Origin of the sequence: Thiomicrospira microaerophila (genome assembly GCF_000934765.1) — a bacterium.
In the GTDB taxonomy this organism is placed as follows: domain Bacteria; phylum Pseudomonadota; class Gammaproteobacteria; order Thiomicrospirales; family Thiomicrospiraceae; genus Thiomicrospira; species Thiomicrospira microaerophila.
This window is the reverse complement of sequence record NZ_JYNN01000002.1, coordinates 1-26,218: the sequence shown is the minus strand read 5'-3', so window position 1 is coordinate 26,218 and position 26,218 is coordinate 1. Positions and strand designations below refer to the sequence as shown.

General features: G+C 45.4%; 28 protein-coding genes. 5 read left to right on the top strand and 23 right to left on the bottom strand.

From position 1 onward, the window contains the following. Window positions 1-61 precede the first annotated feature (61 nt). Together NA59_RS01140 and NA59_RS01135 are read right to left on the bottom strand one after the other, a co-directional pair. Entirely contained in the window at window positions 62-3,181 is a 3,120-nt protein-coding gene (locus NA59_RS01140) for an efflux RND transporter permease subunit (protein WP_044406711.1), read from the bottom strand. Beyond that, window positions 3,178-4,434: an efflux RND transporter periplasmic adaptor subunit gene (locus tag NA59_RS01135; protein WP_044406707.1), complete on the bottom strand. Its 1,257-nt coding sequence runs from the start codon at window positions 4,432-4,434 to the stop codon at window positions 3,178-3,180. The genes NA59_RS01140 and NA59_RS01135 overlap by 4 nt, the downstream gene beginning before the upstream one ends. Before the next feature lie 130 nt (window positions 4,435-4,564). On the opposite strand from NA59_RS01135, the gene NA59_RS01130 reads away from it, so the two are divergent. Next, a complete protein-coding gene (locus tag NA59_RS01130) occupies window positions 4,565-5,128 on the top strand; it encodes a Tll0287-like domain-containing protein (protein WP_044406704.1) in 564 nt (187 codons plus the stop codon). 68 nt (window positions 5,129-5,196) lie between these two features. Here the strand turns inward: NA59_RS01130 and NA59_RS01125 are convergent, their stop codons facing one another. From NA59_RS01125 to iscB, 4 genes are read right to left on the bottom strand one after another with little or no spacing between them, the layout of a single operon-like run. After that, complete coding sequence (locus tag NA59_RS01125) at window positions 5,197-6,096, bottom strand: cation diffusion facilitator family transporter (RefSeq protein WP_044407088.1); 900 nt, start codon at window positions 6,094-6,096, stop codon at window positions 5,197-5,199. Window positions 6,097-6,099: 3 nt separating this feature from the next. After that, complete coding sequence (locus NA59_RS01120) at window positions 6,100-7,356, bottom strand: multifunctional CCA addition/repair protein (protein WP_044406702.1); 1,257 nt, start codon at window positions 7,354-7,356, stop codon at window positions 6,100-6,102. Window positions 7,357-7,358: 2 nt separating this feature from the next. Further along, on the bottom strand, window positions 7,359-8,348 hold the full coding sequence (locus NA59_RS01115; RefSeq protein WP_044406699.1) for an SDR family oxidoreductase: 990 nt from the start codon (window positions 8,346-8,348) through the stop codon (window positions 7,359-7,361). 56 nt (window positions 8,349-8,404) lie between these two features. Next, on the bottom strand, window positions 8,405-9,772 hold the full coding sequence (iscB, locus tag NA59_RS01110) for an RNA-guided endonuclease IscB (protein ID WP_083944828.1): 1,368 nt from the start codon (window positions 9,770-9,772) through the stop codon (window positions 8,405-8,407). Window positions 9,773-10,548: 776 nt separating this feature from the next. On the opposite strand from iscB, the gene NA59_RS01105 reads away from it, so the two are divergent. The 3 genes from NA59_RS01105 to NA59_RS01095 all read left to right on the top strand — a co-directional run bounded on the left by NA59_RS01105 (window position 10,549) and on the right by NA59_RS01095 (window position 11,791). Continuing rightward, window positions 10,549-10,845 (top strand): YcgL domain-containing protein, encoded by a 297-nt coding sequence (locus NA59_RS01105; RefSeq protein WP_044406695.1) that lies wholly within the window; start codon window positions 10,549-10,551, stop codon window positions 10,843-10,845. Window positions 10,846-10,908: 63 nt separating this feature from the next. After that, window positions 10,909-11,541: an AAA family ATPase gene (locus NA59_RS01100; RefSeq protein ID WP_044406692.1), complete on the top strand. Its 633-nt coding sequence runs from the start codon at window positions 10,909-10,911 to the stop codon at window positions 11,539-11,541. After that, complete coding sequence (locus NA59_RS01095) at window positions 11,531-11,791, top strand: hypothetical protein (RefSeq protein ID WP_044406689.1); 261 nt, start codon at window positions 11,531-11,533, stop codon at window positions 11,789-11,791. Before NA59_RS01100 ends, NA59_RS01095 begins: the two co-directional genes overlap by 11 nt. Window positions 11,792-11,868: 77 nt before the next feature. On the opposite strand, the gene NA59_RS01090 is transcribed toward NA59_RS01095, so the two are convergent. The 17 genes from NA59_RS01090 to NA59_RS01010 form a co-directional block, all read right to left on the bottom strand. Beyond that, window positions 11,869-12,483, bottom strand: a complete 615-nt coding sequence (locus tag NA59_RS01090) for a BMC domain-containing protein (protein ID WP_044406686.1) — start codon at window positions 12,481-12,483, stop codon at window positions 11,869-11,871. Window positions 12,484-12,505: 22 nt separating this feature from the next. Beyond that, window positions 12,506-13,135 carry an RdgB/HAM1 family non-canonical purine NTP pyrophosphatase gene (gene rdgB / locus NA59_RS01085; protein WP_044406683.1) on the bottom strand — a complete coding sequence of 210 codons (630 nt, stop codon included), beginning with the start codon at window positions 13,133-13,135 and terminating at the stop codon, window positions 12,506-12,508. 2 nt (window positions 13,136-13,137) lie between these two features. Next, window positions 13,138-13,680, bottom strand: a complete 543-nt coding sequence (locus NA59_RS01080; protein WP_044406680.1) for an SgcJ/EcaC family oxidoreductase — start codon at window positions 13,678-13,680, stop codon at window positions 13,138-13,140. Window positions 13,681-13,767: 87 nt separating this feature from the next. Next, entirely contained in the window at window positions 13,768-14,721 is a 954-nt protein-coding gene (locus NA59_RS01075) for a LysR family transcriptional regulator (RefSeq protein ID WP_044406677.1), read from the bottom strand. A 15-nt stretch (window positions 14,722-14,736) separates the two neighbouring features. Beyond that, the gene (locus tag NA59_RS01070; RefSeq protein ID WP_044406674.1) at window positions 14,737-15,048 is read right to left on the bottom strand and encodes a P-II family nitrogen regulator; all 312 of its coding nucleotides are present in this window, start codon (window positions 15,046-15,048) and stop codon (window positions 14,737-14,739) included. A gap of 13 nt (window positions 15,049-15,061) precedes the next feature. Continuing rightward, window positions 15,062-16,045, bottom strand: a complete 984-nt coding sequence (locus NA59_RS01065) for a sodium-dependent bicarbonate transport family permease (protein ID WP_044406670.1) — start codon at window positions 16,043-16,045, stop codon at window positions 15,062-15,064. 171 nt (window positions 16,046-16,216) lie between these two features. Continuing rightward, window positions 16,217-17,542: a SulP family inorganic anion transporter gene (locus tag NA59_RS01060; protein WP_044406667.1), complete on the bottom strand. Its 1,326-nt coding sequence runs from the start codon at window positions 17,540-17,542 to the stop codon at window positions 16,217-16,219. Between the two features lie 443 nt (window positions 17,543-17,985). Then, complete coding sequence (locus tag NA59_RS01055) at window positions 17,986-18,234, bottom strand: 4a-hydroxytetrahydrobiopterin dehydratase (protein WP_044406664.1); 249 nt, start codon at window positions 18,232-18,234, stop codon at window positions 17,986-17,988. Further along, window positions 18,231-18,782, bottom strand: a complete 552-nt coding sequence (locus NA59_RS01050) for a ferritin-like domain-containing protein (RefSeq protein ID WP_044406661.1) — start codon at window positions 18,780-18,782, stop codon at window positions 18,231-18,233. The genes NA59_RS01055 and NA59_RS01050 overlap by 4 nt, the downstream gene beginning before the upstream one ends. Before the next feature lie 43 nt (window positions 18,783-18,825). Then, window positions 18,826-19,134 carry a BMC domain-containing protein gene (locus NA59_RS01045; RefSeq protein ID WP_044406658.1) on the bottom strand — a complete coding sequence of 103 codons (309 nt, stop codon included), beginning with the start codon at window positions 19,132-19,134 and terminating at the stop codon, window positions 18,826-18,828. Window positions 19,135-19,209: 75 nt separating this feature from the next. Continuing rightward, on the bottom strand, window positions 19,210-19,509 hold the full coding sequence (locus NA59_RS01040; protein ID WP_044406655.1) for a BMC domain-containing protein: 300 nt from the start codon (window positions 19,507-19,509) through the stop codon (window positions 19,210-19,212). Window positions 19,510-19,646: 137 nt separating this feature from the next. Then, the gene (locus tag NA59_RS01035) at window positions 19,647-19,895 is read right to left on the bottom strand and encodes a carboxysome peptide B (protein WP_044406654.1); all 249 of its coding nucleotides are present in this window, start codon (window positions 19,893-19,895) and stop codon (window positions 19,647-19,649) included. After that, window positions 19,895-20,137 carry a carboxysome peptide A gene (locus NA59_RS01030; RefSeq protein WP_269763820.1) on the bottom strand — a complete coding sequence of 81 codons (243 nt, stop codon included), beginning with the start codon at window positions 20,135-20,137 and terminating at the stop codon, window positions 19,895-19,897. Before NA59_RS01030 ends, NA59_RS01035 begins: the two co-directional genes overlap by 1 nt. Window positions 20,138-20,181: 44 nt before the next feature. Next, entirely contained in the window at window positions 20,182-21,126 is a 945-nt protein-coding gene (locus tag NA59_RS01025) for a hypothetical protein (protein ID WP_044406650.1), read from the bottom strand. Between the two features lie 26 nt (window positions 21,127-21,152). Then, a complete protein-coding gene (locus NA59_RS01020; RefSeq protein WP_044406648.1) occupies window positions 21,153-23,339 on the bottom strand; it encodes a CsoS2 family carboxysome shell protein in 2,187 nt (728 codons plus the stop codon). 30 nt (window positions 23,340-23,369) lie between these two features. Further along, a complete protein-coding gene (locus NA59_RS01015; protein ID WP_044406644.1) occupies window positions 23,370-23,714 on the bottom strand; it encodes a ribulose bisphosphate carboxylase small subunit in 345 nt (114 codons plus the stop codon). 34 nt (window positions 23,715-23,748) lie between these two features. Further along, on the bottom strand, window positions 23,749-25,161 hold the full coding sequence (locus NA59_RS01010; protein ID WP_044406641.1) for a form I ribulose bisphosphate carboxylase large subunit: 1,413 nt from the start codon (window positions 25,159-25,161) through the stop codon (window positions 23,749-23,751). 403 nt (window positions 25,162-25,564) lie between these two features. On the opposite strand from NA59_RS01010, the gene NA59_RS01005 reads away from it, so the two are divergent. Further along, entirely contained in the window at window positions 25,565-26,173 is a 609-nt protein-coding gene (locus tag NA59_RS01005; RefSeq protein WP_044406638.1) for a superoxide dismutase, read from the top strand. Window positions 26,174-26,218: the final 45 nt, after the last annotated feature.

Here is a 26,218-nt window from a genome sequence, read left to right as displayed (position 1 = left end):
GCATTTTGTAACCAGACTGCCTTACAAAATGCACAAGGCCCTAACAGGTCATTATGATACATTAGGCCGAAACTTGTTTAGATGACACTTTATTTACCATGCCTTCATACAACGACAGTATCACGGGAATAAGCAACAAAATCAACAAAGTAGCAAACAGCAACCCAAATGCAATCGACACGGCCATTGGGATTAAAAACTGCGCTTGCAAGGAGGTTTCAAACAGCAAAGGTGTTAAGCCTGCTACGGTGGTTAAGGTTGTCACCAAAACAGCACGAAGGCGTTGAACAGAGGCTTCTTCTAGAGCCTCATTTATCGCCATCCCCTCTTCGCGCAGGCGTTTATAGAAGCTGACAAGAATAATCGAGTTGTTTACAACGATACCGGCCAGCCCAAAAAATCCAAACATCGACAGCAAGGTTAAGCCAATACCTAAAAAATAATGACCCAAAATCGCGCCGACCAATCCTAACGGAATCGCCAACATCACAATAATTGGCCATGCATACGACTCAAACACCCAGGCCAAAATAATATAAATCAGTACCAAGCCGATGAGTAAGCCCATTAACATATCGGCCATGGTTTTTTGCTGGTTACGCGCCGTGCCTTCAAAACTATAGCTGACGCCATAGTCCGCCATAATTTGCGGCAACACATCCTGCTGCAAACCCGCCAAAATCCGATTCGCGTTATTGACCGCTCGATCAACATCACCCAACACCGTCACCGCTAACTGACCATTGTAGTGACGCATCACATCAAATCCTTGCTGGGTTTGCCAATCCACTAGCGTACTTAGCGGAACTTGTTGACCCGCTGGACTGGTGAGCTGCATTTCATTCAAAATGGCCAATTGTGCCTGACGTTCGCGCGGCAACATGACCCGCACTTCAATTTCATCTTCGCCCAGCGTATAAATTTGAGCCAAGCGCCCTGAAAACGCCGAACTCAGTTGTGAACCGATGGCGCCATAACTAAAACCTAGTGCATGCGCGTAAGGGGTCATTTTAAAAATTAGCTGTTCGCGCCCAAAAGGCAAGTCATCGGACACACCACTAACCCCCGGAATATCATCCAAGGCTTGCTGAAAATCCAGCGAAGCTTGTTTTAATAGTGCCGGCGCCGCACCGCTAAATTGCACCTGAATATCACGACCAGGCGGTCCGCCCGTTTGGGCTACGATATTAAAGTTTTCTAACCCTGGATGGGGTATCACGCGCGCTTGCCATTCACGAACAAAGGTCGCGTTACGGGTGTGACGTCGATCCGGATCGATTAACTCAACATTCACCTGCCCAAACACCGAGCCAGAACCACCAGAGCCTTGATTGAACGCCACTACAGCGGTATCAATTAAGCCTGGTTCTAGCGCCGCTTCCGTGTCGCGCAAGGCTTGATAAACATGTTCAACAAATTTGGCCGTTACCGCTTGATCTGTGCCGGCGACAAACTGAATAGAGGCATTAATTTTATTGCCCTCGGGTGCGGGGAAAAACGTAAAACCTAAGCGCCCGCCGGCTAATAAACCGACGGTCAATAACACCAAACCAAACGCCACCGCCAAGGTGGTGGCCCGATTCGCTAATACCGAACGAATCAAACGGCGATAGTGATTTTGACGGAAAGATAAAAATGCCCTATCCCAACGACAACGCAGACAGCGCGCATCTTCAATGGGGCGTCCATTTTTTCGCCCCCAGCTTAAACCAAACCGCAAATGACCTGGCAGCACCAAGAAACACTGCACTAGTGATACCAAAATAACCGCCACAATCACCATCGGAATCGCAAATAAAATCGCACCAATTTCCGCGCCGATTAACATTAAGGGCAAGAACGCCGCAATCGTAGTTAAGGAGGACGCCATCACCGGCGTAAACATCCGTCGAGCTCCGCCTTCGGCAGCCTCAATCGCACCCTCGCCCTGTTCGTAATGACTAAGCGCATCTTCGCCGACCACTATCGCATCATCGACAATAATCCCCAGCGCCATAATCAGACCAAACAGGCTAATCATATTAATGCTGCCGCCGCCTAAATAGAGCACCATCAAGGTGGCCATAAACGAAACGGGAATACCAATCGCCACCCAAAGCGCCACCCGACCATTGAGAAAAATATACAAAATCAACAAGACAAGAATCAGACCGCCAACCCCGTTTTTCACCAACAGCATAATACGGTCTTTAACCAGTGACCAGGTTTCATCATAGACTTTTAGCTCAATGCCGGCTGGCAGGCCTGGTTGTGTTTCATCCAACCAGGCCTGCATAATACGTGACGAGGTGAGGGTATTACCTGACTCTGCGCGCTGCAGTGCCATTTCAATCGCGGGGCGACCGTCCACTTTTAAATAGGCCGAATCACGCACGGGACGCAAACTAATTTCCGCCAGATCGCCAAGGCGCAAATGCTCATTCGCCCCCGCCTTAATCGGCAAATCCGCAAAACCCTGAATATCACGCTGTTGCTCTATGGCCCGAATATCGCGCGCGCTATCGCTATCCCCCATGCGCCCTGCGGGGAGATCACGACTCAACCCAGCAACTTGACTCGCCACCTGATCAAAACCTAGGCCATAATGCGCAATCTGCTGCAAGTCCAACTCTATCGCCATTTCCTCAGCAGGCCGCCCGCGAAAATCGACTTTATCAATGCCGCGCGCTAATAAATCTCTTTCAAAATCGCGCACCCATGTGCGTAGCTGCGCCTCTTCGCCTTCCTGCCCCAACACGAGCACTTTTGCCACAGGCTCATAGCGCGTAATCCGCTCCACTGTAAGGCTTTGGATATCCTGTGGCAAATTGCGCAACTCACTAACACGCTGGCGCACTTGATCGACCGCCTCAATCATATTGGTGCCTTCGATAAACTTCAGCGTCACCACCGACACACCCAACGAGGAAGTTGAGGTCATTTCATCGAGATTTTCAATATTACGCAACACTCTTTCTACCGGATCCGTGACACTAGATTCCACGTCCTGCGCATTCGCACCCGGCCATATCACCCGCACCTGCGCATAATCCAAATTAAAACTGGGGAAAAACTGCACGTTCATTTTGAACAGCGCCACCACCCCCAATAAAATCATCAACACCATCACCAGATTAGCCGCCACCTTGTGACGAGTGAATACGCCAATAATGCCGTGTTGTTTAAAACTCAGGGCGCTCATGGCTGACCTCGCATCGCATCAGCCATTTGTGGTTTGACCAACAGCCCACTGATGGCATTCGGTAAACGCGTGATACTCAACGACTCGCCCGCTTGTAAATCACCCTTAACTAGCGCCCACTTGCGATCTTGGTGGCTGACTTCACCCAACAACGCAATATCACGACGCACTAAACGATTGTCTTCCACCACATACACCTGCTGATTGCCATACACCGCGCTATAAGGCACCGCATAAACCGAGGACAATTTAGGCAATTGCAAATTAATCGACCAAAGATCACCAGGCCTGGCGACCAAATCGCTATCAAGGCTAAAAATAGCCTCAATACCCGACGCGCTGGTTTCACCCGCCAACCGCTCTAGAGTCAAATAAAAAGATTCACCAAACTGGGTGAACTGCGCCTGCACGGATAAACCCGTATTAAGCGCCTGCTCAACCGTTTCACGATAAGCGACAGGTAGCTTGGCTTTTAGCTCCAAGCTATTTAAGGGATAGACCTCTAAAATTCGAGCATTGGCAGCCAAAGTCTCGCCTTCAGCGGCATGCACCGCCAACACCCGGCCATCAAAAGGCGCAATTTGGGCAGAGCGGTTAATCGATAATTCTGTGCGCGCCAAATTAACCTCTGCTTTTGCCAGCCGCGCGTTAAGTTGCGCTATTTTTGCTTGCTGCTGATCAATCGCCAGCTGGCTATTCATTACCGCTAGCTCTTGACGCACCAACGCATCACGCACTTGATCGACATTCGATTCTGAGGCTAAATTTCGCTGTTGCAAATCTTGGTTACGCTTAAACTCCGCTTGACGCAAGGCAAGCAACGCCTGCTCTTTTGTAAGCCGCTGACGTTCAACCTGCTGCAACTTTTGCTCAGCTTGCAATTGCGCTTGCACTTCACTGCGTTCTGCTTGCGCGTTGACACGATACAAATCGATTTCTTTTTGATCCAAGGCAAATAACAACTCACCCTGTTTAAATGCCTGACCCGCCTTAATCGGCATCGCGCTTAGCTGTGCCGCCAAGGGGGCTTGATATACAATGCGCTGATGACTGGCCACCGTGCCATACAACACCACCTCAGGCTGCCAATCAGCAGGATGCAAACTCATCAGCTCGACCGTCCAAGCGCGCTCTTGAATTTGCGCCGGTGGCGTTTGCGGCTTGGTTTTCTTCAAATACTGAAAGCCAGCAACAGCCAACACCACAATCACCAAAGGAAGCAAAAGTTTGAGTGCGCGAGATTTGATTGACATATAAGGAGACCTATACAAAATGCTAAATTATTTTAAAACAATATTTTGACAGATTTTAGGCAAAGGATTAGGATTGAATGTGGTAATTTAAGATTTTAGTTAACCACGACAACGCTTGGAGATAAATAACATGAAGAAACTTAGCCTACTTATCGCTTCACTAGGTCTGGCACTCAGCCCGATCAGCCATGCTGATGAAAACCTGCAACAAGCACGTGAATTGGTCAAACAATTTGGTGGTCAACTGCAACCCGCACTGGGCCAAGCGATGCGCTCGGGCGGGCCGGTCGAGGCCATCGAAGTCTGCAAGACCAAAGCCCCCGAAATCGCACGCCAAATTGCTAAAGAATCCAATTGGGACATCAATCGCGTCAGCATGAAAAACAGAGCCCCGAACGCTGAACCCGATGCTTGGGAACGGATTATGCTGCAGCGCTTTGAAGCCCAACTGGCGGCCGGAGAAGACCCAAAAACCTTCGAACACGGTGCGATTGTGCATGATGGCGGAAAAGCCGAATATCGTTACATACGCGCCGTGATGATTGGTGAAAACCAGCCTTGTCTACATTGCCATGGCACTGATATTTCACCCGCTGTAAAACAAAAGATTCTGGACGCCTACCCAAATGACAAGGCAACAGGCTATCAAGTCGGGCAAATTCGCGGTGCGTTTAGCTTCAAAAAACCTCTTTAAAGACAGGTATTTAAACGCTTTCTGAAACGCTAAATAGCACAACCAGGCCTGGTTGTGCTATTTAGCGTTTATTCCTGTCCCCATTGATGGTGCTGGGGGTCTGAACGTAAACTTACCGGTTCTTGATGAATAATCACATCGGCTTGTGGAATCGCTTGTTTGATTCTATCCGTCACTTCTTCGGCAATTAAATGCGCTTTGACCAATGGCATACGGTCGTCGAGTTCTAAATCCACCTGAATAAAAATATTGGGGCCTGAGCGATAGGTACGTAAATCATTAAACCCCTCAACACCCCGATGACTTCGAATAATCTGTTGCACCTGTTCGCGCATTTCAATCGGCAATTCAATATCGAGCAATTGGTTAGCCGACTCTTTGGCTAACTTAAAAGCGCTCCATGCAATCACCAACGCAATCAGCATGCCCAAAACCGGATCAACCCAATCCAAACCCCAGACCATCAACAACAAACCAACAATCACCACGCCATTGGCGGCAATATCGGAAATATAGTGCAGTGAATCGGCTTTAATCGCGGTTGACTGCGTGCGTCGCACCACATAACGTTGAAAACCAACCAACACCAAAGTCAAGATTAATGAAAACACCATAATCATTAACCCCAAACCTACCTGCTCAACCGGGCGAGGATTAAAAAAACGTTCAGCGGCATAAATAAACAAATAGAATGCTGAGCCAGCAATAAAGACACTCTGCGCGAGCGCCGCTAAAGGCTCTGCCTTGCCATGACCAAAGCGATGCTCGCTATCAGGCGGCACCTGTGCATACCGCACCGCAATTAAAATCATTACCGAGGCTAATACATCGAGCATTGAATCCAATAATGAAGCCAAAATCGATACGGAGTCAGTTACCCACCAACCCACCAGCTTCACAAGAATCAAAGTCAAAGCCACCGCCACCGCGGCATAGGTAGCAAGCCGTGTTAATTTCGCATTATCCATCATTTAATCGCGCTCGGCCGACTTAGCCATTAACACCAGCTGTGTCTTGAAATTATCTAAGCGCGCCAAACGTTGCTGCTCAATCGCCTGCGCCATTTTTTCACCGCTCAAGCCATCAGCGGCTAGCACAGAAGGATCTACTTTTTTACAGGCATCTAGCGCACCCAGCCAAAAATCCTTTTGCACATAGGGCTGATCCTCAAATCCTTTGCGCCCTAAATGGTCAGCCTCACACACGGTCAACAACTGCTCAAACTTGTCAGGCTGACGAAACGCATCACAGCCCTTCAACACTTTAAGCATATCCGTCAACGACATCGACAAGCCCCCGCGATGAATCCAGCCATGCCACTCTGTCGCGCGCAAAGCTAACTGTAAGGTTGACTTAGGCACCCTAAACAAACGCCCCCATTCTTCCACTATCGGTAAACCGGCCTGCTCGTGGTCGGGGTGCTTGGGCCAAAAAGAAGGATGTGTCATGCCTTTACCCAGGTCATGCACCAATGCCGCAAAACGAATATCCAGTGAATCGGACAAGCTGGCGGCGGCATCCAGCACCATCAAGGTATGCACGCCTGCATCGCCTTCCGGGTGGTGCATTTCAGACTGCGGAACCTTAAACAAGCTATCGAGCGCGGGAAACAATACAGACAAGGCACCAATATCTTTTAAACAGGCAAAAAACAAACCAGGCCTGGTTGTCATTAAGGCTTTAGACATTTCCTGCCAAACACGCTCAGCCACTAAATCACTTAACTCGCCCTGACGCACCATCTCACACAATAAATCATGGGTTTCATCCGCTAATTGAAAGCCAAAGGGGGCAAGTTGTGCTTTAAATCTCGCCACCCGCAACACCCGCAAAGGGTCCTCCATAAACGCAGGGGACACATGACGCAAAACCCTGTTTTGCAAATCCTGTTTACCGCCATAAGGGTCAATCAACTCGCCACTATTCGAAAGCGCCATGGCATTAATGGTTAAATCACGGCGTAACAAATCCTCCTCAAGAGTCACTTCAGGGGATGCATTCACCTCAAAGCCATGATAACCGCGCCCTGACTTACGCTCCGTGCGCGCCAATGCATATTCTTCATGGGTTTGCGGATGCAGAAAAACCGGAAAGTCGGCCCCAACCTGTTTACAGCCGAGTGCTAACAAATCATCAGCCTGCGCGCCGACCACGACCCAATCCCGATCTTTAATCGGAATATCGAGCAGCGCATCGCGCACCGCACCCCCCACCAAATAGACTTGCATGATTATTTAAAGTCGGCCTGATTACGTCCCGCCAACTGTCTGAAGTAATCATAGCGATACTTAACCGGATGATTCGCGACAAAACTCGACAGAGCATACTCTAAACTAACCGGCTCAAAACCGAAATGTGCTACAAAGTCTTGTTCGCTAATCAAGTCTTGCGCCAAGATTTTTTGCTGCGTCGCACTCACCGTTCTAAACGGAGCAAGCGGGCCCAACAACAACATGAACTTCGCATTTAACTGACACATTGGCAAAAGCATAGCCTTATCCAAATCCATCAAGGTCTTCACCCATTCCGCCAACTCCATAACCGTCATGCGTTCTTCGCCTACTACTTCAAGCCTGGCGTTGTGCAAAGCGCTATTATTAATGCTAGATACCAAGGCCTTGGCAAAATCATTTACCCACAAAGGCTGGACTTGCTTTTCAGCATTGGGAATCATCGCCAAACCTCCACGCCCAAGCTGTTTAGCATACAAAGCGCTAGTATAATCATTCGCACCGATTAACAAGCCCGCACGCATAATCGTAGTAGAAATCGATGCCATATTATGGGTAATCGCATCCGACTCACCCAGCTGCTTTAACCAAGGATTGGCCGCTTGGCTGGCATTCGCCCCAATTTGCGACAACTGAATCACTCGTTTAATTTTTGACTGTTCCGCCACCTGCTTAATTAACTGCGTCAACTCAACGAGCTGATCATCGGCAATAGACTCTGTCTGACAGGTTTGGTCAGCAAACAAATTAATAATGACGTCTACATCTTTAAAACAGGTTTTAAAAAAAGCTTCATCATAACCCTCAGTCAAAGCAACAAGCTTTACTCCGGGCAAAAGATTAATATGACGAAAGCGCTCAGCACGCCTTACCACCATCCGCACCTGATAATTCTGTAAAGATAACTGCCTTACTACCTGCTCGCCCACAAAGCCCGTTCCACCTAATACACAAATGCGAGTCAGTTTTTTATCAAAATTCGATTTCATCCTGCTTTTGCGCGAGAGACACCGGGGTTTAGCCCGGTGAGGGATAGCGCCGGCCGTTAGGCCGCCTGTTTCTCGCGTTCTCCGTGAGTTAATGCTATCGTTGTTAAATTAAAGCCGTAACCGCTGCCACGTTGGATTAACGTGCAGTGCTTATGGCTAATGCCCTGAACCAAACCATTGGCGGCTTGGATGTTAAAACTTCCGCTGGCACGAACCGCCACACGGCCTGTGTAAATACCTTGCTTTTTCCCACTGGGAACCACCGCTTTAACCTGATCGCCGGTCTGAAAGCCATGCACCGCTTTTTGGCGCATTAAATAACCGCGTGGAAAACCAAACTTGTTCAGTCGTGTACGCTGATAGCTCCCGCGACCCGTGCATTTAATCTCCAGTACCGGTTTGGTCCAGTTTTTAACCGGCTTGAGGCTCTCACCGACACACAATGCATCAAGCGCATGATGCTTGGAAATACCTTGTTGCTTGCGATTAAACTTGGTCATCGCCCCTGTACCGGTATAGACCGATACATTGTCTTTTGCGAACAGTAACAGCTCATGCAGTAAAGCATTACGCGTGGTATTCACCGCCGCCGCATCCCGCAAACCTGTCCACTTGCCCTTGATGGTTTTCTCAATCCCGATGGCGCGAGATTTATCCAGCTTGGATTTGCCCAGCGATTGCTTCCATTCTGGAAGAAGTTGGCTGCCTTTCGCCTCGTTGCAGCTCCGACACGCAATAACCAGATTTTTAACGCTGTTGCCGCCGCCTTTTGAGCGAGGCTGGACGTGTTCCACCTCAAGCCGGTTGTCGCCGCTTACTCCGTTGCAATAGGCGCAGGTATGCTTGTGCTTGGCCAGCAAGTATTCTTTCACCTCAAACCCAAACAGCGTGCCTTGTTGGTATTCAGCGCCTGCAATATCACCATTCACCATTTTCTGCATATCAAACTTCACCCGCTCCAAGCCGATGTCCGATACCGGTGCTAGCTTGGATAGTTTTTTAACCCAAGCCAGCGTGGTATCGACACGATGCTGCAGTGAAGGCGCTAACCAACCACTAGGCCGGGTGCGGTTGTCAAACCGTGCAGGCCGATACCAAAGCTGATTACGGCGACGGCGGCGCATAGCACGTCGTGCGGTAAGCTGTTCACTGATCTGATGGCTGCGGTGGTGAATCACACTTAACCACAACACCTTTAAATCCAGCTTGGATTCCAGTACCACCGCCATACCGGTTTGCTTTGAGCCAGGGTCAAGTTTGACGTGAAGTGGCTGAATTGCACCGTCAGTGCGGCCTTTTAACCGAATCGTAAACGGCACCATCAAATGCACCACCGCACGCCCCCGAGAAAGCAGTAGCCTTGCGCGTTTCTCTGAACAAGGCATTAACGGCTTCTTGTTTTTTGCTAATACAAATACCGACACGGTATCCTCCCATTATTACCCTTACGGGACTAGTAACGTGCCTTTCGGCATCTCCCTTCGAGATTGACGATAACCGGCTCCCACCGAAGTGGCGACATCAAGATTCGGCACGCACCCTATGCCAGAATTCTCAACGCCTTTTAGAGCTTGGGACTAAGGAAGCATCCCAAGGTAAGTCTTAACGACCCGTTATCGTCTACTGCTTAATACAAATCAAGCCCTCTGGTCAACGAGGCTTTTGGTTTCCCTCAAGCCTCGGGCTTTAGCCCGGGGTTGTTGACTCTCAACGCCTTTTAGAGCAGTGGGCTAAGGAAGCACCCACTGGTAAGTCTTAACGACCCATTATCGTCTGCTGCTTAATCCAAGATCAAGCCCTCTGGTCAACTAGGCTTATCGTTCCCTCAAGCCTCGGGCTCTACGTGCCCTTGGGGCATTAGCCCGGGGTTGTTGACAGTCGTCTTCTCTTAGTTTGAAAATTGTGCAAATAAGCGCAATTATTATGCATACCCTAGCAAGGGTCAAGCCGCCAACAGCGATAAGCTAAGATTTTGTTTAAAACGTTATCTAGCCCGGATACTTCATAAAGTTCACGCGCCCTCGCTTGTCTATTGATTCCCCAGCACTTTTTCCTCAGTCGGCTGTATGAATAACTACAGCGCTCCTTCGAAAAAAGCACTGGGAAACCAATATCCTGCGCGATCATCACGCGAATTTATGAAACATCCGGGCTAAATAGTTTGATAAACTATGCGTTTTAAACGAGTCTGGAATAACCAATGAACCCAATTAGCGTATCAGCCTATAAGAGTAGCAAAAAAGAAGAGCTTTATGTGTTTGTTGACAAACAAAAAGGACTAGATGCCTTACCCGCTGAATTCAAGGTCATGTTTGGTGAAACCCATTATGTCACCGACTTCGAGCTTACCCCGAACCGCAAACTGGGTCGAGAAGACGCTGCCAAGGTTTACCAATCGATTGAATCAAAAGGCTACTTTGTCCAACTACCACCCAATGAAGTCGAAAAGCTCAGTGACATGCCCCCACCACCAGAAAGGCTAGACAATATCTATTAACAGTTAAAAAACTCAGCCGAATCAGTTATAATCAGACAAAACATAATCGAGTAACCAGAAACAATGATTATACAAATAGCCAACATTAAAGGCGGTTGCGGAAAAAGCACACTCACCACTAACCTTGCTGCCTTGCTGGTCACCCAAGGAAAAGACGTGATTATTGTCGATGCCGATCGTCAAGCCACCTCATCCAACTGGGCACTGGACCGCATCGAAACAGACAAACCCAAAGTTAATCACGTTCAAGCCTTTGACAACATTCGTGACACACTTCTGGATTTGGGCAAACGCTATGAATATGTGATCGTCGATGCCGGTGGCCGCGACTCTCGAGAGTTGCGTACCGGCATGACAGCCGCGAATGTGTTATTGATTCCATTTCGACCTTCACAGCCAGATCTCGATGTTTTACCAAGCTTGCAAGAAATTATCACGCTAAGCAAGGACTACAACTCAAAACTCAAAGTAAGAGCGGCACTCACCCTCGCACCAACTAACACCTCGGTAAAAGAAGTGGAAGAAGCTAAAGAATACCTAAAAGATTATCAAGATATTCATCTGCTAAACACGATTATTCGAGATCGTAAAGTTTATCGTGATGCCATCAGCTTAGGTTATGGCGTCGTCGAAATGAACAACACAAAAGCAACTGAAGAAATTCAACAATTATGGGAGGAAATCCATGGTCACTAGACGCAAACCAAGAACCACTGCCGCCAAGGCCACTGCAAACAACGCACAAACAACAACGGAGACAACCAGTAAGATGAACGATACAACCGACACCAGCACAACAGCAACAGAAGAAACAAAGCCTGCGGCTACAGCAAAACCCGCACCGGCTAAAAAGCCAGTCGCCAAGCCAGTTGAAAAAGCGACTGACACTAAGCCTACAGAAGACAAGCCCAAAATACTGCCCGCACGTCGAGTTTGGCCTGATTAACTTTTTAGCGAGCTTGACGATAAAAAAGCGCTTTTATAGCGCTTTTTTATCCGTAGCTTTAAGCTAGTTTGATAATCTTAAACGCCACTCAGATTTTGAATCGCTTTTGTGGCGGCTTCAGCCGCTGTATTAATATCCGCCTCATTTCCCGCTAATATCAGGCGCCCATAAGCCCCCACAGCACGTGCTTCAATTAAAGTAATATTCGCCGCTTTTTCCGCCTCATTAGCCGCATACACAATATAGCCCGCTGGCTCCGTTTCCATAATATACATGCTCTGCCCAGGAAGGATCATCGAACCACGGCGATTGTCTCGGTTAATCAATACGGCATGATCCGGCATAATAGAACGAATAATCTCATTCCACATAATATGACATTTCTGACGAGAACACTCTTCTGTGTTTAAATAATCTAATACTTTTTCACCGCTCTCGAGTACATCACTCTGATCACGATGATGAATCACCATCGAACCGTATGCACGCTCAACGACCTGTTGACCTAAATGCACATTAGAGCCTTTCAACGCAATATCTGTCAAGCGATGAACCGCCATACCAGGCGCGACCTCCATCCATAAACAGGCATCACCTGGGACAGGTAAGAAACCCTGCGCCGCCGTTCCCATATAAGATGCAATTTGTGGCTGCAAAGAGTTAATAAAAATGTAGGTTCGAAGTTTAATCATAATGTTTAACCTTAGGCGTCAATTAATCGATTTGCGCCAAGAGCGCCCGCAACGCGACCGTACGATTGCTTAAAGATTGCTTTAGCGCTGGCATCAGCTGTGCTACGGTTGCATTTTGTCCAAATAAATAAAACACCGAGTCATAACCATAACCTTGGTTACCTCGCTGCTCATGAAAAATATAACCCGGCCATTCTGCCGTCACACAAATCGGCAGAGGATCTAAGGCATAACGAACATACGCCATCGTACAGACATACTTCGCTTGACGGTGGCCTTCTGGAATATCACGCATAACAGATAAAAGCTTGTCAACATTTTGCTGATCAGTCGCATTTTCACCCGCAAACCGTGCTGAATACAAGCCAGGCATCCCTTGTAGCGCATCCACAAACAAGCCTGAATCATCACCAATCGCAGGCAAGCCCGTACGATGAGCAGCAAAGCGCGCTTTTAAAATGGCATTTTCCATACAGCTTAAACCGGTTTCTTCCGCTTGCTCTTCAAAGAACTCAGACTGAAGATATACCTCATAACCCTGCATAATAGATTGCATTTCAGCTAGCTTGCCTTGATTGCGCGAAGCAAGCACCAGCTTTTTTTGGGGCTGAGCAACCAGGCCTGCTTGTGAATAATGGCGTTTTCGTAGCATAATTACTCTGGCATAACCGATGAATGATGATGGGCAATCTTCCAACCACCGTTGCGATGCTCATACACAAAAGTGTAGCGTGCGGCGACATCTTTTGTGCCGGTATGATCTGTCAAACGGAATGAATAAATACCTGCATCCGTTAACTTATTGCAACCTTTTTTGACATTTCGCTGAATAATAGTGCCATACGGCTTCTTTTCTAAAAAGTGAGCGAAATAATCTTCTATTTCAGCTAAATTAGTGCGCGCTAAATTTGATACAGTTGGTAACAATACCGCGTCCTCAGAATAAAGCGCCGCCACGGCTTTAGGATTACCCGTTTGCAACGCTTCATTCCATTTTTTGAACAATTCCGTTGCCAATTTTTCATCCATAGGCGCGCAAAAACTTTGTTCAACGGCTACCACGGTATCAATAGGACGTCTTGACACGCCTGTTACGGCTTCAGATGGATTGCGTAATGCACTATTTAAGCTCACACGACTTTGTCTAGAAGACTCAATACCCGCTGTGCCGGTAATATTAATAGATTGATTTCTCATTCAGCTTTCCTTATACAAACTATTTGCTTATTTTACTCGTTTTCAGTCTATCACATTCAAGATATTCAAGCATTAAACTATAAATATTCAAGCGCGAGGGAGCTGAAAATACTGAGCACCTTTTTGTTGCAACAAATCTAAAAATGCTCTGGCGATAATCGACAAGGATTTTCCCGTTGGATACACAATATTCAACTCTTTTTCAAGTGGAAAACCTTCTACATCCAAAATCGATATCGGCCCTTTCGCCCCATCCAAATACACCGCATGCATGGGCACAACAGCAATACCCAAATGCGCAAACACGGCCTGTTTAATGGTTTCAGTGCTTTCCAATGTTAAGCGTACATTTAATTTTAAGCCCGCTTGATGAAACTTATCCTCTACCGCAGAGCGTGTTCCGGAACCAATTTCACGCATCAAGATAGGCTCTTTGGCAATCTCTGATAAAGGAATCGCACGTCGCCCTACAAAAGGATGATCTTGATGCGCAATCAATACCAAAGGGTTAGGGGTAAAAGGAATATCAACCACATCCAAGTTGCTAGGCGGCTTTTGCCCCATAATGTACAGATCATCCAGATTCTCCTCAATCCGCTTCAATAAACTATCACGATTACAGACCGTAAATTCAAGCTCAATCTCTGGATAACTCTTCACAAACTCACCCAATGCCAAAGGTAAAAAATACTTCGCACTGGTGACTGCGGTAATTCTTAATCGACCTTTTCGCTTCCCTTTAAAATCATTTAACTTAATTTCAAGATTGGACAGGTTACTTAACATTTCACGACAAGCAAGTGCAACTTGCTCACCCACTTCGGTTAAAAAAATGTTGCGCCCAATTTGCTCATAAAGCGCTACACCTAAAGACTCTTGAAAACTTTTGATTTGAGTAGACACTGTCGGTTGCGTTAGATGTAAAGCGTCCGCGGCTTTGGTAAAGCTTTGATAACGTGCTACAGCCTCAAACACTTGAATTTGTCGTAAGGTAAGATGCCTGACAAGATAATTGGATAAGTTTTTTTTATCGTCCTTCATGTCAGGCCACCTTCATTAAACTTCAGATTTACATTTATAAGGTGTATGCATTTGTGCATTCAAACTAAACACAAAGTGATGATAACCCTTTTGAATATCTTTGTTTAACTCTTCGACCAATTCAAGCATCTTCTCTTCCGAAAGCAATAACATAAAAAGTACATTGCTATCGGCATCAAAATGCCCAGATTGAAGCCCGGTATCACCCTCACCGTTCACACCAAAACTAGTAAACGATTTAATACCTAGCTTTTTAAACAACTTCTTGACCCGGTTTTCTAAGATATTCGATGTAATAATCTGAATTAATCTCTGTTCGCAACTCATGGTCCCCCTCCCTTTAGCCTATATACCAAATTGATAAGTTATAAAACAACGGAATGCCGACTAACACGTTAAATGGAAACGTGACGCCTAACGCCAAAGTCAGGTAGTACGAAGGATTCGCTTCAGGCACACCCATGCGCATGGCAGGTGGCACAGCAATATAAGAGGCACTCGCGCCCAGTATTGCGACCAATAGCGTACCACCGACACCAAAGCCGAGGAAGCTAGCGGCTACAACCATACCAATGGTGCCACCGATTAACGGCATAATGATACCAAAAGCAACCAGTGTGACACCGACCTCTTTAAAAGCCTTCATTCGACGTGCCGCTTCCATACCCAAATCAAGCAAGAACAGACATAGAACGCCCATAAAAATTTCATGTGAAAAAGGATACACTTTCTCCATCGCCTCAGGGCTTGAGATAGCACCAATCACCATCGCACCAATCAAAAGCACCACACTACCATTTGTTAAGGCTTCGTGTAATAACGATTTCCAAGGCGTCGCTACCGTTTCACCCGCCTCTTGCTGCTGCAATTGCTTTCGAGCAAGCGCCGCTAATAGCAAACCGATAATAATAGCTGGGGTTTCCATCACCACCATCATAATGATCGGGTAGGTCTCATACTCAATGCCACTAACATCTAAAAAGGCAATCGCAGTAAGAAACGTACCTGCACTCACTGAACCATAGTGCGCGGTAATGGCCGCCGCATTCATTCTGTCAATCTTGTCACGGAAACGCAAAATCATATAGCCGATAATCGGCGTTAGGAAGCCCAGCACGATGGCCCACATAATAGATTTTATCGCCAGACCTAATTCGGCATTGGCTAACTCCGCACCACCTTTTAAACCTATAGCAATTAAAAGATAAAGCGATAAACCCTTAGATAAACCTTCGGGAAATTTTAAGTCCGATTTAATGACCTTAGCGAACACGCCCAAGGCAAAAAACAATATAGCCGGTATTAATATTGCATCTAAACCCATACTAACCCCCTAAAAAAATAGTGAAAGACTCAAAGCGTTTGCCCCCCCTGAGTCTATTAGGCCAAATAAAGCAGTTGACCTAATGGTTTAGCATATTATTCTAAAAAACATATCAAGTAAAATTGGTATTTCACTACCTAATCATTGACTAAAATAAATAGGTTATCAATATTAATTTAAACCGTCTTCCTCTTTAAACTTATTAATATAGTTTCTTACCATATCATTTGTACCAATATTGTCGCGTTCTTTGAAGATCACAAAGTTGATAAATGCATGCACGGCCAAGGCAATCAGTAAACCTTCAAATATCCCTACCCAATAAACCAACAAGCCACAGAGCACCGCTAGCAACAATGCATAGCGCCCGTGATGGGCAACATGCATCAAGCCCAAAATCATTTTGATACCCACAAAAATCATAATAATACCAAGCGCAAATTTAGGTAAAAAATCAAGGTATTGAATATTGATTACAAAAAAGCTGATAACTAACGCAATCACCAATACAGATAACTTAGTATACGCACCAGCTAAACGGTTAGTCGAGCTTTTAGCCAACCCATCTAGGTTGGTCATCCCGCCAAAAAAACTCGAGCCCATATTGGATACCCAGATAGAGAGTAGACTGTTATTACTATCACACTTACGCTTTAACGGATCTATTTTCTCAATCGCCGCATTACTCATCACCTGCTCAATCACATCAATAATAGCGAGCATTAACGCAAAGCCGATCGCATAAGCCCATAGAGCAGGTGTACCAAAATCAGGTATGGGCAAAGCTAAAGCAAGCTCGGCATCTTCAACATGCAACATGGTTACAGGTAAAACTAAAGAAGCCACTATCCCATAGACAATAAGCGCAAAATAAGGCACCGCAGGTTGGCGGTCCTTAAACTTTTTAAACAGAAATAAGAACAAGGCGGCACCAACTAAAGACAGTCCAATTACAATCCAACGCTCAGCCGTGAAAAAAGAATCCGCCGATGCAAATTCAACGGGCACTTCATAGGTAAAAAGTAAAAAGGCGAGTACAATTTTTAATCCGATACCTGCAAGCAACCCCTCCACCAAATAAGTCGGAACCAGCTGCAAGATATAACGCTGCCAATTAAACTTCCAAATAATGGCCTGAAAAGTAGCCGTCAAGAAGATAATAAAAGCCATATTCCCTATGCCAAACATCGACACACCCATGGCAAGAATGGGCGCTAAACCTGCTGCAATACCCGGTGCGCCAATAAAGTTACCGGGTCTAAACCAGGCAAACATCCAACCAATAAACGATGCAAATGCAACCGTTGCTAAACCTACTTGAATGGGATACTCTGACATGATAGCAATACCAATCGAAAGGGGTATAGCCATAGCTGCGGTAATCACACCCGCTTGAACGTCACGTACGACGTATTTTTTTTGAAATGCAGCGCATGATTTGCCTGCACACAGATTCGTATTTTGTTCTGTTTTTTGTTCTAATTCTGTTGTAGCCATAAAAAGATTCCCAATAATTTATCAAAATCAACAGCTTCGTAAAGTCACTGTATGGGTTTTAACTGCTAAAAACATCCTTTAGCACCTAGGTGAATCCATTAAGCTTTTAGCTTAGTTTGATTGCAATTCATTGGCACCCTCCCCCCAAAAAAGACAGGATTTCTCAAATACGCTTTGTATCCGAGCGTTTCAACTTTATAGCGGCATGCCTTTCAATTAAAACCGGTTCCTGCTTCACAACGAAATCCAACGATTTTGCTCCACAGGCTAACACCCGATGCCGTCGGGCTAAAAACATTTAATTTGGTGTTACCAATAAGTGTTTCTTATAAAGCTGATTTGGCATTCTTTTTAAGCACCAAACCAGGTTCTCATCAAATTCATAAAAAAGCGTTGTTCATAAAAAAGGCTGGACAAGCCAGCCTTTTAAATACCAATAAACACTACTTAAATTGTTGATAAATTAAATCAATTTTTTCAGCAAGTGCTTTTTCAGCATCAGATAAGCCTTCACCGGCTGCATAAATGATAAGACTGGCATAATCTCGACCAAAACTCATGTTTGGGTGAATGTTTAATGACTCTGTTACATTAGCGACCTCATCTAAAAAGTCTCTTAACGAACTATAACCATCAAACACATATTTCACTTCCAAACTTAAGCCGTTTCTCGATAATTTCCAGCTACTCATACTGCAAAACCTTTGGTCATAGGCTGAGGCGCATGCATTCTGGCCACATAATCAGCTGACCAATGACGAATACGGTTTAATTGTGCTACTTCTTCTTCATATAAGCGACCGAATAATTCCGCATCAGCAACCATACCAAGATTTGAGCTTAATCCATAAGCCTGCTCATAAAGATTAATCAACTGCAACTCATTGAGTTCACAAATTGATAAGGCTTCAATAATATTAAAAGCCGGTTTTGCCGGACTCAGAATTGAACCTGACGGCAAGGCCCCATGATCGACCATACGCTCTGTTAATTCAGAGGCATGGCGGAACTCTTCATTTGCAAGCTGTACAAACTGTTCTGCAAAATCCATTTCAGTACGCTTCTGACAAAGCGCAGCATGAGCAAGATATTGCTGAGCAGCACTAAACTCAAGACTCATCGCACGCCCGAGAAAGCCAAGAACTTGAGGATTCATTGTCCCCATTGAACGCATCTCTGGTCTAGCATACTGACCTACTCCGGCCATCACACTAGCTCTAGCTTGTTTCTGATAAGTCATAACTACTCCTTAAACCTAGAAAATACATCTAGGTTCAATCACATTATAGACGGGTAGCTGGGCTAATGCCTGCAACTAGAACCGGCTCAACTTCTTTGTGAGGGCGAGCAATAATATGTGCAGCAACTAGACCGTCACCAACGCGCTCACACGCATCTGCACCGGCACGAACGGCTGCGTTAACCGCACCCGTCTCACCACGAACCATAATGGTCACATAACCACCACCCACAAACTCACGCGTAATTAAGCGAACTTCAGCCGCCTTAGTCATTGCGTCAGCAGCTTCAATAGCGGGTACTAGACCGCGTGTTTCAATCATGCCTAACGCGATACCGTATTCTTGTCCCATTCTAAAATCTCCATATTGATAGTAAACGCTGTAATGTTTGAGTTCGTAACAGAGTTAAAATCAAAATTGCTAAAATTAAGCTTGAACTAGGTTACCGTTAAGAACCGGTTCAACTTCTTTGTGAGGGCGTGCAATAATATGCGCAGCAACAAGACCATCACCTACACGCTCACACGCATCCGCACCCGCACGAACCGCTGCGTTTACCGCACCTGTTTCGCCACGAACCATCACAGTTACATAACCACCACCAACGAAGTCACGAGATACTAAACGTACTTCAGCTGCTTTAGTCATAGCGTCCGCCGCTTCAATAGCCGGAACCAAACCACGCGTTTCAATCATACCTAAAGCAATACCATATTCAGTTGACATAATTTTCTCCTAAAAGATTAATTTAACAAATTACATTAAAAAGTGAGTTCGTAACTGTTAAAAAAGTTAAATAACAACGTTATTTACGTCCTGCAATGTGTGAATGATTAAAAATCAAACACATCAAAAAAACCAAGTTAATCCATTACCCAGTTATCGATTATTCCGCTGATGGTCAAATCTGTTAAGGTTCTCTCATCACCGGAAGCTGTGCGAGCCGCAGAGTTGGCGATGGTAAATACCCACTCGCCAACTTTGCATCCGATAGGATCGACCGCAGCCAATCGACTACCGGATACACTTTTTAAAACTTTTACAGGTAAGTGACCTAAGTTATCAAGCCGACTTGTTAAAATTAAGTTACCCGTTACCTGATGAATCTCCACTATTCGGTCTCCCAATAATCAACAATTCCAACAATTGTTAGATCACTCGGATAAGCCTTAGTACCTGTTGCGTCCCTTGCGGCGGATGAGCCTACGCACAAAACCCAATCTCCCGGCTTACAACCGACCGCATCAACCGCGACCATTGGGGTACTGCCCGGCTTATCCCGAACGACTAACAATGGTTTATGGTCCATCGTTGGAATACGATTTGTTGACACTATGGCTTTATCAACCAACATTATTTTCATAACTAAACTCTTTCCTTAAAGCAACAGCTAGAATGTTAATTCTTGCGATTAATTAAAATACTCAAAGCTAAAAGATGAACGAACATAAATATGAATCTACGCTGATCGTAACTTAACACCAAAGCCAAATTCGCTAACATTTTTTGTACAAATCCTTGAGTCAATAATAACTGGTTATCATCAGGAAAATCGACAAACAACCTAGTAAGCAAACCCAGGTCAACGACTATGGATTGCTCGCCCAGTGACAATTCGACCAGGTGTTCACTCCGACATGAACTTAACATCATACACAAGCCATCGGAAGAATGTTGCCTCCCCTGTAGCTTTTTATCGGCTCGTTCGTTTAGCGAAATCCATATCACATCTTTACCGCTCGACACTTTAATATCTACTGGCTTTTTTTGTTTTATCAAGCTATCTACTTGGCTAAATACACTCAAAACAATCTCAATTAAAACGGCACGCCCCTCCTGAAAACCAGAAGGTAACAAGCCTTTAGCTTGCCAATGTTTACCACTAAATGAATAAAGTAGACCATCTTGATTCATTGTTTGTTCTGAATCCACAGAGTTTTCTATTAAAAAGGCTAACTGGCTGATAAAAACTAGCTTTGCCTGCAAAGAGCATAAGTTAACAGATCTAAACCATGCACCTCTTAAATCGTCTGAGGGCACTTTTATACCCGTAGAACGAAAAACTTTGGATTTAGCATTTTCAATAAAAAACTCATCATACTGCGTTTGATTAAGTAACGTAATAAGCTGTTTAATCACACAATCTGATGTTTTTCCCTGCACAGTCTTAAACTTCAAAAACAGTGCTGCATTTATAAGATGACTATTCACCCAAATCAAGTCACTCAAAACAAGCGGGCTTGTAAAACTGGATGAATAGCTTAACTTTTCTTGTCTTTTTTGAAGCTTAGACTTTATAAACTTATTCGTTATAACTCTTCCCGAAGGTGCTCTAAGCTTCATAAAAACCTACTTAACAATCTTGCCTATTAAGCTCTAGCACCGCCAGATACCGTTACTGATGCACCATTTCTAGTGTTACCAGAGGAACCGGTTATCGGACTAATTTCTGCTACTTTTGGGTTCTCATTAGGTCGAAAACTGCTCGCGCCTGCATTCATTACTGAACGGTTACCAGGAATCGAAACATTACGTTTTTGAGCCGAACGTCCCCCTGTTCCACTGACCTTCGCGTCTCTACCCCAAGAATCGCCAGTAATGGAATGCCCACTATCTGAACCATCTCCGGTTATTTTAGAGACTACCTTGTCCGCTTCACTTAACTCCTCAGAACCTACCAAAATATTTTCGGGCTGTTGCAAAGGGGGTACATAACCATAATTATGCATTGGCATGCTTAAAGCCATCATCGGCATTTGCTGATTCATCATTACTGGAAAATCTGAATCGCCCATGCTGGCTGGCGCACCTACCTGACATAACGCAGAAGCATGATCTGAACCCACATAAGCCGTACCACTCACGGGTTGACACACGCCTTTTTGAGCGCCTGTTAAACCTAAAGGACCTGGCTGAATGCCGGTCATTGGACGACCTACATTGGATTGCGTTGATTTTGCTTGTGCATCAGGCTTAAGGGCTGTCTTGTTAACAGCACAACCTTCCGTAGCATCAAAACTTAAATAAGACGAGCCTGTTACACTCTTACACAAACCCGCATTTGCTCCAGTGATTTTACCACCAAGCCCTGCACGATCGCCGGTGATTTTTTGACCGTTGAAAGTTTGTGATTCGATGCTTTTCTTAACTGCCGCCGTCAGTGAGTCACCGCAACGTTCTTGACGAATTTGCTGTGATTGATATTCACCGCCAGTTAAACTTTGGCAAAAACCAGCATCATCGCCTGTAACAGGCGCATTAAAATTTACATTAGTACCTGAAACATTATTACCCGCACCCGTAGAGTTTGAATCACCCTTACTTGGTGCCGACATAATAGAACTGCGCATTTCACGTGTTTGCTTGTTGACAATAGGTGAATTATTAAACACATACTGACTACCCGTGATATGACGCTGCTCCCCTGCGTCCATACCTGTCATGTCTTCACGTTTATTCATTGAGGGACCAGAGATCACTTGGTTCTTCGCTGTGCGTGATTGACTGACTTTAGATACACCCGCTGGCGCTCTTGTACCGCAAAAAATTTCACCTTGATCAGCAGGCATATATTCGGTGCCGGTTACATGACGACACTGCCCTGGCTCAGTACCCGTAACTGATTCAGATAAACCGACTTCAGTACCACTCACTGTTCTGCCAGAAATAGTCGAGGTCATCGCAACCTTCCGTATAGATGGATCAGGTTTAAAACTACATTTTGCTTGATATTCATCAGGACCGGTATATTCTGTTCCAGAAATTACACGACATGAACCCGCTTCCGAGCCTGTCATTTTTTGTGTAGTTGCTAAAACAGTACCACTTACTTCTTGTTCGTGAGACGTCATCGCAAACCCAACCTTACTAGGTGAGTTGCTCTCGGGCTTTTTTGACATGCGACCTGTCGGGCGCGCAGAAGAAGTAGCTTTAACCTTACCTTGTGTAGCACGTTGCTCACGAATTTGGCGTGCAATATCACGACAGCTTGCATCTGGATCCATTGAGGTTGCAATGCAAGTTAATGCACTGTTTTGACTCATTTTCGCTTGCAATTTAGCTTTACCTTCACAAGCCGCTTTTCTGTATGAACGCGCAATTAATCGCCCTTTAGGTTGATTGGTTGCACTAGACTTTACAGGATTAACTTTTGCACGGCTTGTATTCGCACTCATAGGCGGAACAAAACTGCGCTCAACGTTAGCGACGGCTTGAGTAGGCGTCGTCTCAATAACTGGCTCAATCGGCTTTCTAGGCTGACGAGTCGGCTGGGTATTGTTACGTGAATTACCTTTTACCTGTTGTTTTCGACGCTCAATCGATGCCTTTCTACCGGCAGACAAAATAGCCTGCTGCGGATTGACATCAAATGATCTTGCGGGACTAGACGGAGCGAACGAAGGTTCACTCCGCGCAGGCGCCGAACTCTTTACAGGTGCAGAGGTACTCTGAGCAAGAGCAGCATAATCAATCTTTGCGCCTTTGCCCTTTGTTAATGCTTGTCTTCTCGCGCGAGATAATGCACGACCCGACAAGGCTTGAGTATTATCACTCATGCATAGCCTCCTAAGAGTTGGCCTTTCTAATTACAGACCACGTGGACGGTAAACAACAAACTCGTGACCTTTGCACTGAGTATAGTTGTCATAACCAACGATACGGATCATATGATCAGGATAAGCACGTTTACACTCTTCAAGCTCAGCAAGAACCAGGTTAGGATCACGCATACCGAAGAAAGGTAGCTTCCACATACCCCAGTAGTAAGCACCACCATTTTCAGGTGTATCATGCTCAAGTGAAGGTGCCCAACCCTGGTTAATCATGTAAACGATTTGTGCGTAAATTTCGTCTTGAGTTAAAGGTGGCAAGAACGAAAAAGTTTCATAGGTGCGCTTTGTGCGGAAATCACCTGAAGCCATTACTGACATAGAATTCTCCTTAATCTAATAATATTGGTGAAAATTAAGCGTCAAGTTTATCGACAGTGTCGAATTCAAACTTAATTTCTTTCCAAGTTTCTAGTGCAACTGCAAGCTCTGGGCTATGACGCGCTGCATCACGAAGAATGTCTCCACCTTCACGCTCAAGTTCACGACCTTCGTTACGTGCTTTAACACAGGCTTCCAAGGCTACACGGTTAGCTGCGGCACCCGCTGCGTTACCACCTGGGTGACCTTGCGTACCACCACCGAACTGAAGCACTGAGTCATCACCAAAGATGTTAACCAACGCTGGCATGTGCCATACATGGATACCACCAGAAGCTACGGCGAATACACCAGGCATTGAACCCCAATCTTGGTCAAAGAAGATACCGCGTGAACGATCTTCTGGAACGAACGCTTCACGTAATTGATCAACGAAACCTAAAGTAGACGCACGATCACCTTCCAACTTACCTACAACAGTACCTGTGTGCAAGTGATCACCACCTGACAAACGTAGACACTTAGCTAGTACGCGGAAATGGATACCATGGTTAGGGTTACGGTCAATTACAGCGTGCATTGCACGGTGAATGTGTAACAACATACCGTTCTTACGACACCAGTTAGCCAATGACGTGTTAGCTGAGAAACCACCAGTTAGGAAGTCATGCATAATAATACGCACACCTAACTCTTTAGCATATTCAGCACGCTCCATCATATCTTCACAAGTTGCCGCTGTTACGTTTAGGTAGTGACCTTTAACTTCGCCCGTTTCAGCTTCTGCTTTATTGATTGCATCCGCAACAAATGAGAAACGATCTCTCCAACGCTGGAAAGGCTGTGAGTTGATGTTTTCGTCGTCTTTGGTTAAATCCAAACCACCACGTAAACACTCATAAACAGCGCGACCGTAGTTCTTAGCTGACAAACCTAGCTTAGGCTTGATAGTACAACCTAGCATAGGACGACCGTATTTATTTAAACGATCACGCTCAACCTGGATACCAGCAGGCGGGCCACCACATGTTTTAATGTAAGCAACAGGGAAGCGAATATCTTCAAGACGTAAAGAACGAACGGCTTTAAAACCAAATACGTTACCAACTAATGAAGTTAGTACGTTAACAACAGAACCTTCTTCGAAAAGGTCAAGCGGGTAAGCGATAAATGCATAAAACGCGTCTTTATTACCAGGTACGTCTTCAATTCTGTAGCAACGACCTTTGTAGAACTCCATGTCTGTTAACAAGTCAGTCCAAACAGTAGTCCATGTACCCGTTGAAGATTCTGCAGCAACAGCCGCAGCGGCTTCTTCACGAGGTACGCCAGCTTGTGGAATAACTTTAAAACAAGCCAATAGGTCTGTGTCAAGTGGAGTGTAGTCCGGTGTCCAATAGGTTAACTTGTAATCCTGTACACCGGCATTAAATGTTTGATTTGCCATACTTATGATACCTCTAATTTAAAGGTTGTTACGAACTCAAGAGCCATCATACTCAAGCCGCCACCTTGTTACCAATTGAAATAACTTATGCAACCCATAGTATTTAATCAATACATTAAGTCAACTATTGATAACAACAACTATACTTAAACCTAATTTACAACCTAACCCAAACATGCATACTAATTTCACAAACACCAATTGGCCAACAAAAACCAGCCCCTTAAGCACCCACAACCTCGATAAACACCGCACCAACTCCTAACAAGAGTTCGCCATCAGAAATCCTTATAACCCATCCATTTTTATTTTAATTTCCGACCAAAGCTGTCAAGATTTACTTATGAACAAATATTCATTAAAATAAAAAAGCTTCATTCATTTAACATAAGGACACACAAACATGAGTTTTATACTTCCAGAATTGAAATATGACTACAATGCACTTGAAAGCGCGGTGGATGCACAAACGATGGAGATCCACCATACTAAGCACCACAACACCTACATTACCAACTTAAACAATGCGATCGTTGGAACAGAGAATGAAGGAAAAGACTTGCTTGACCTGATTCAAAATGCGGGCAGCATCTCTCCTGCTGTGCGTAACAACGGCGGCGGCCATTGGAATCACAGCTTTTTTTGGGACCTAATGACGCCCGATAGCATGGGCGCACCACAAGGCGAACTCGCCGATGACATCAAATCAACGTTTGGCGATTTTGAAACATTTAAAACCCAATTCACTCAAGCAGGTTTGACACGCTTTGGCTCGGGCTGGGCTTGGCTAATTGTCAACACCGAAGGTAAACTACAGGTTACTTCAACACCGAATCAAGACAACCCTCTAATGGATATTGCTGAAATCAAAGGCTCACCAATTCTTGGCCTTGACGTTTGGGAGCATGCTTATTACTTACGCTACCAAAACCGCCGCCCAGACTACATTAACGCGTGGTGGGATATCGTTGACTGGAACAAAGTTGCCGAACTCTATCAAACTAATAAATAACACACCTGACTAACCAGGAGCCTGCTGGACTAAACAGGCTCCTAG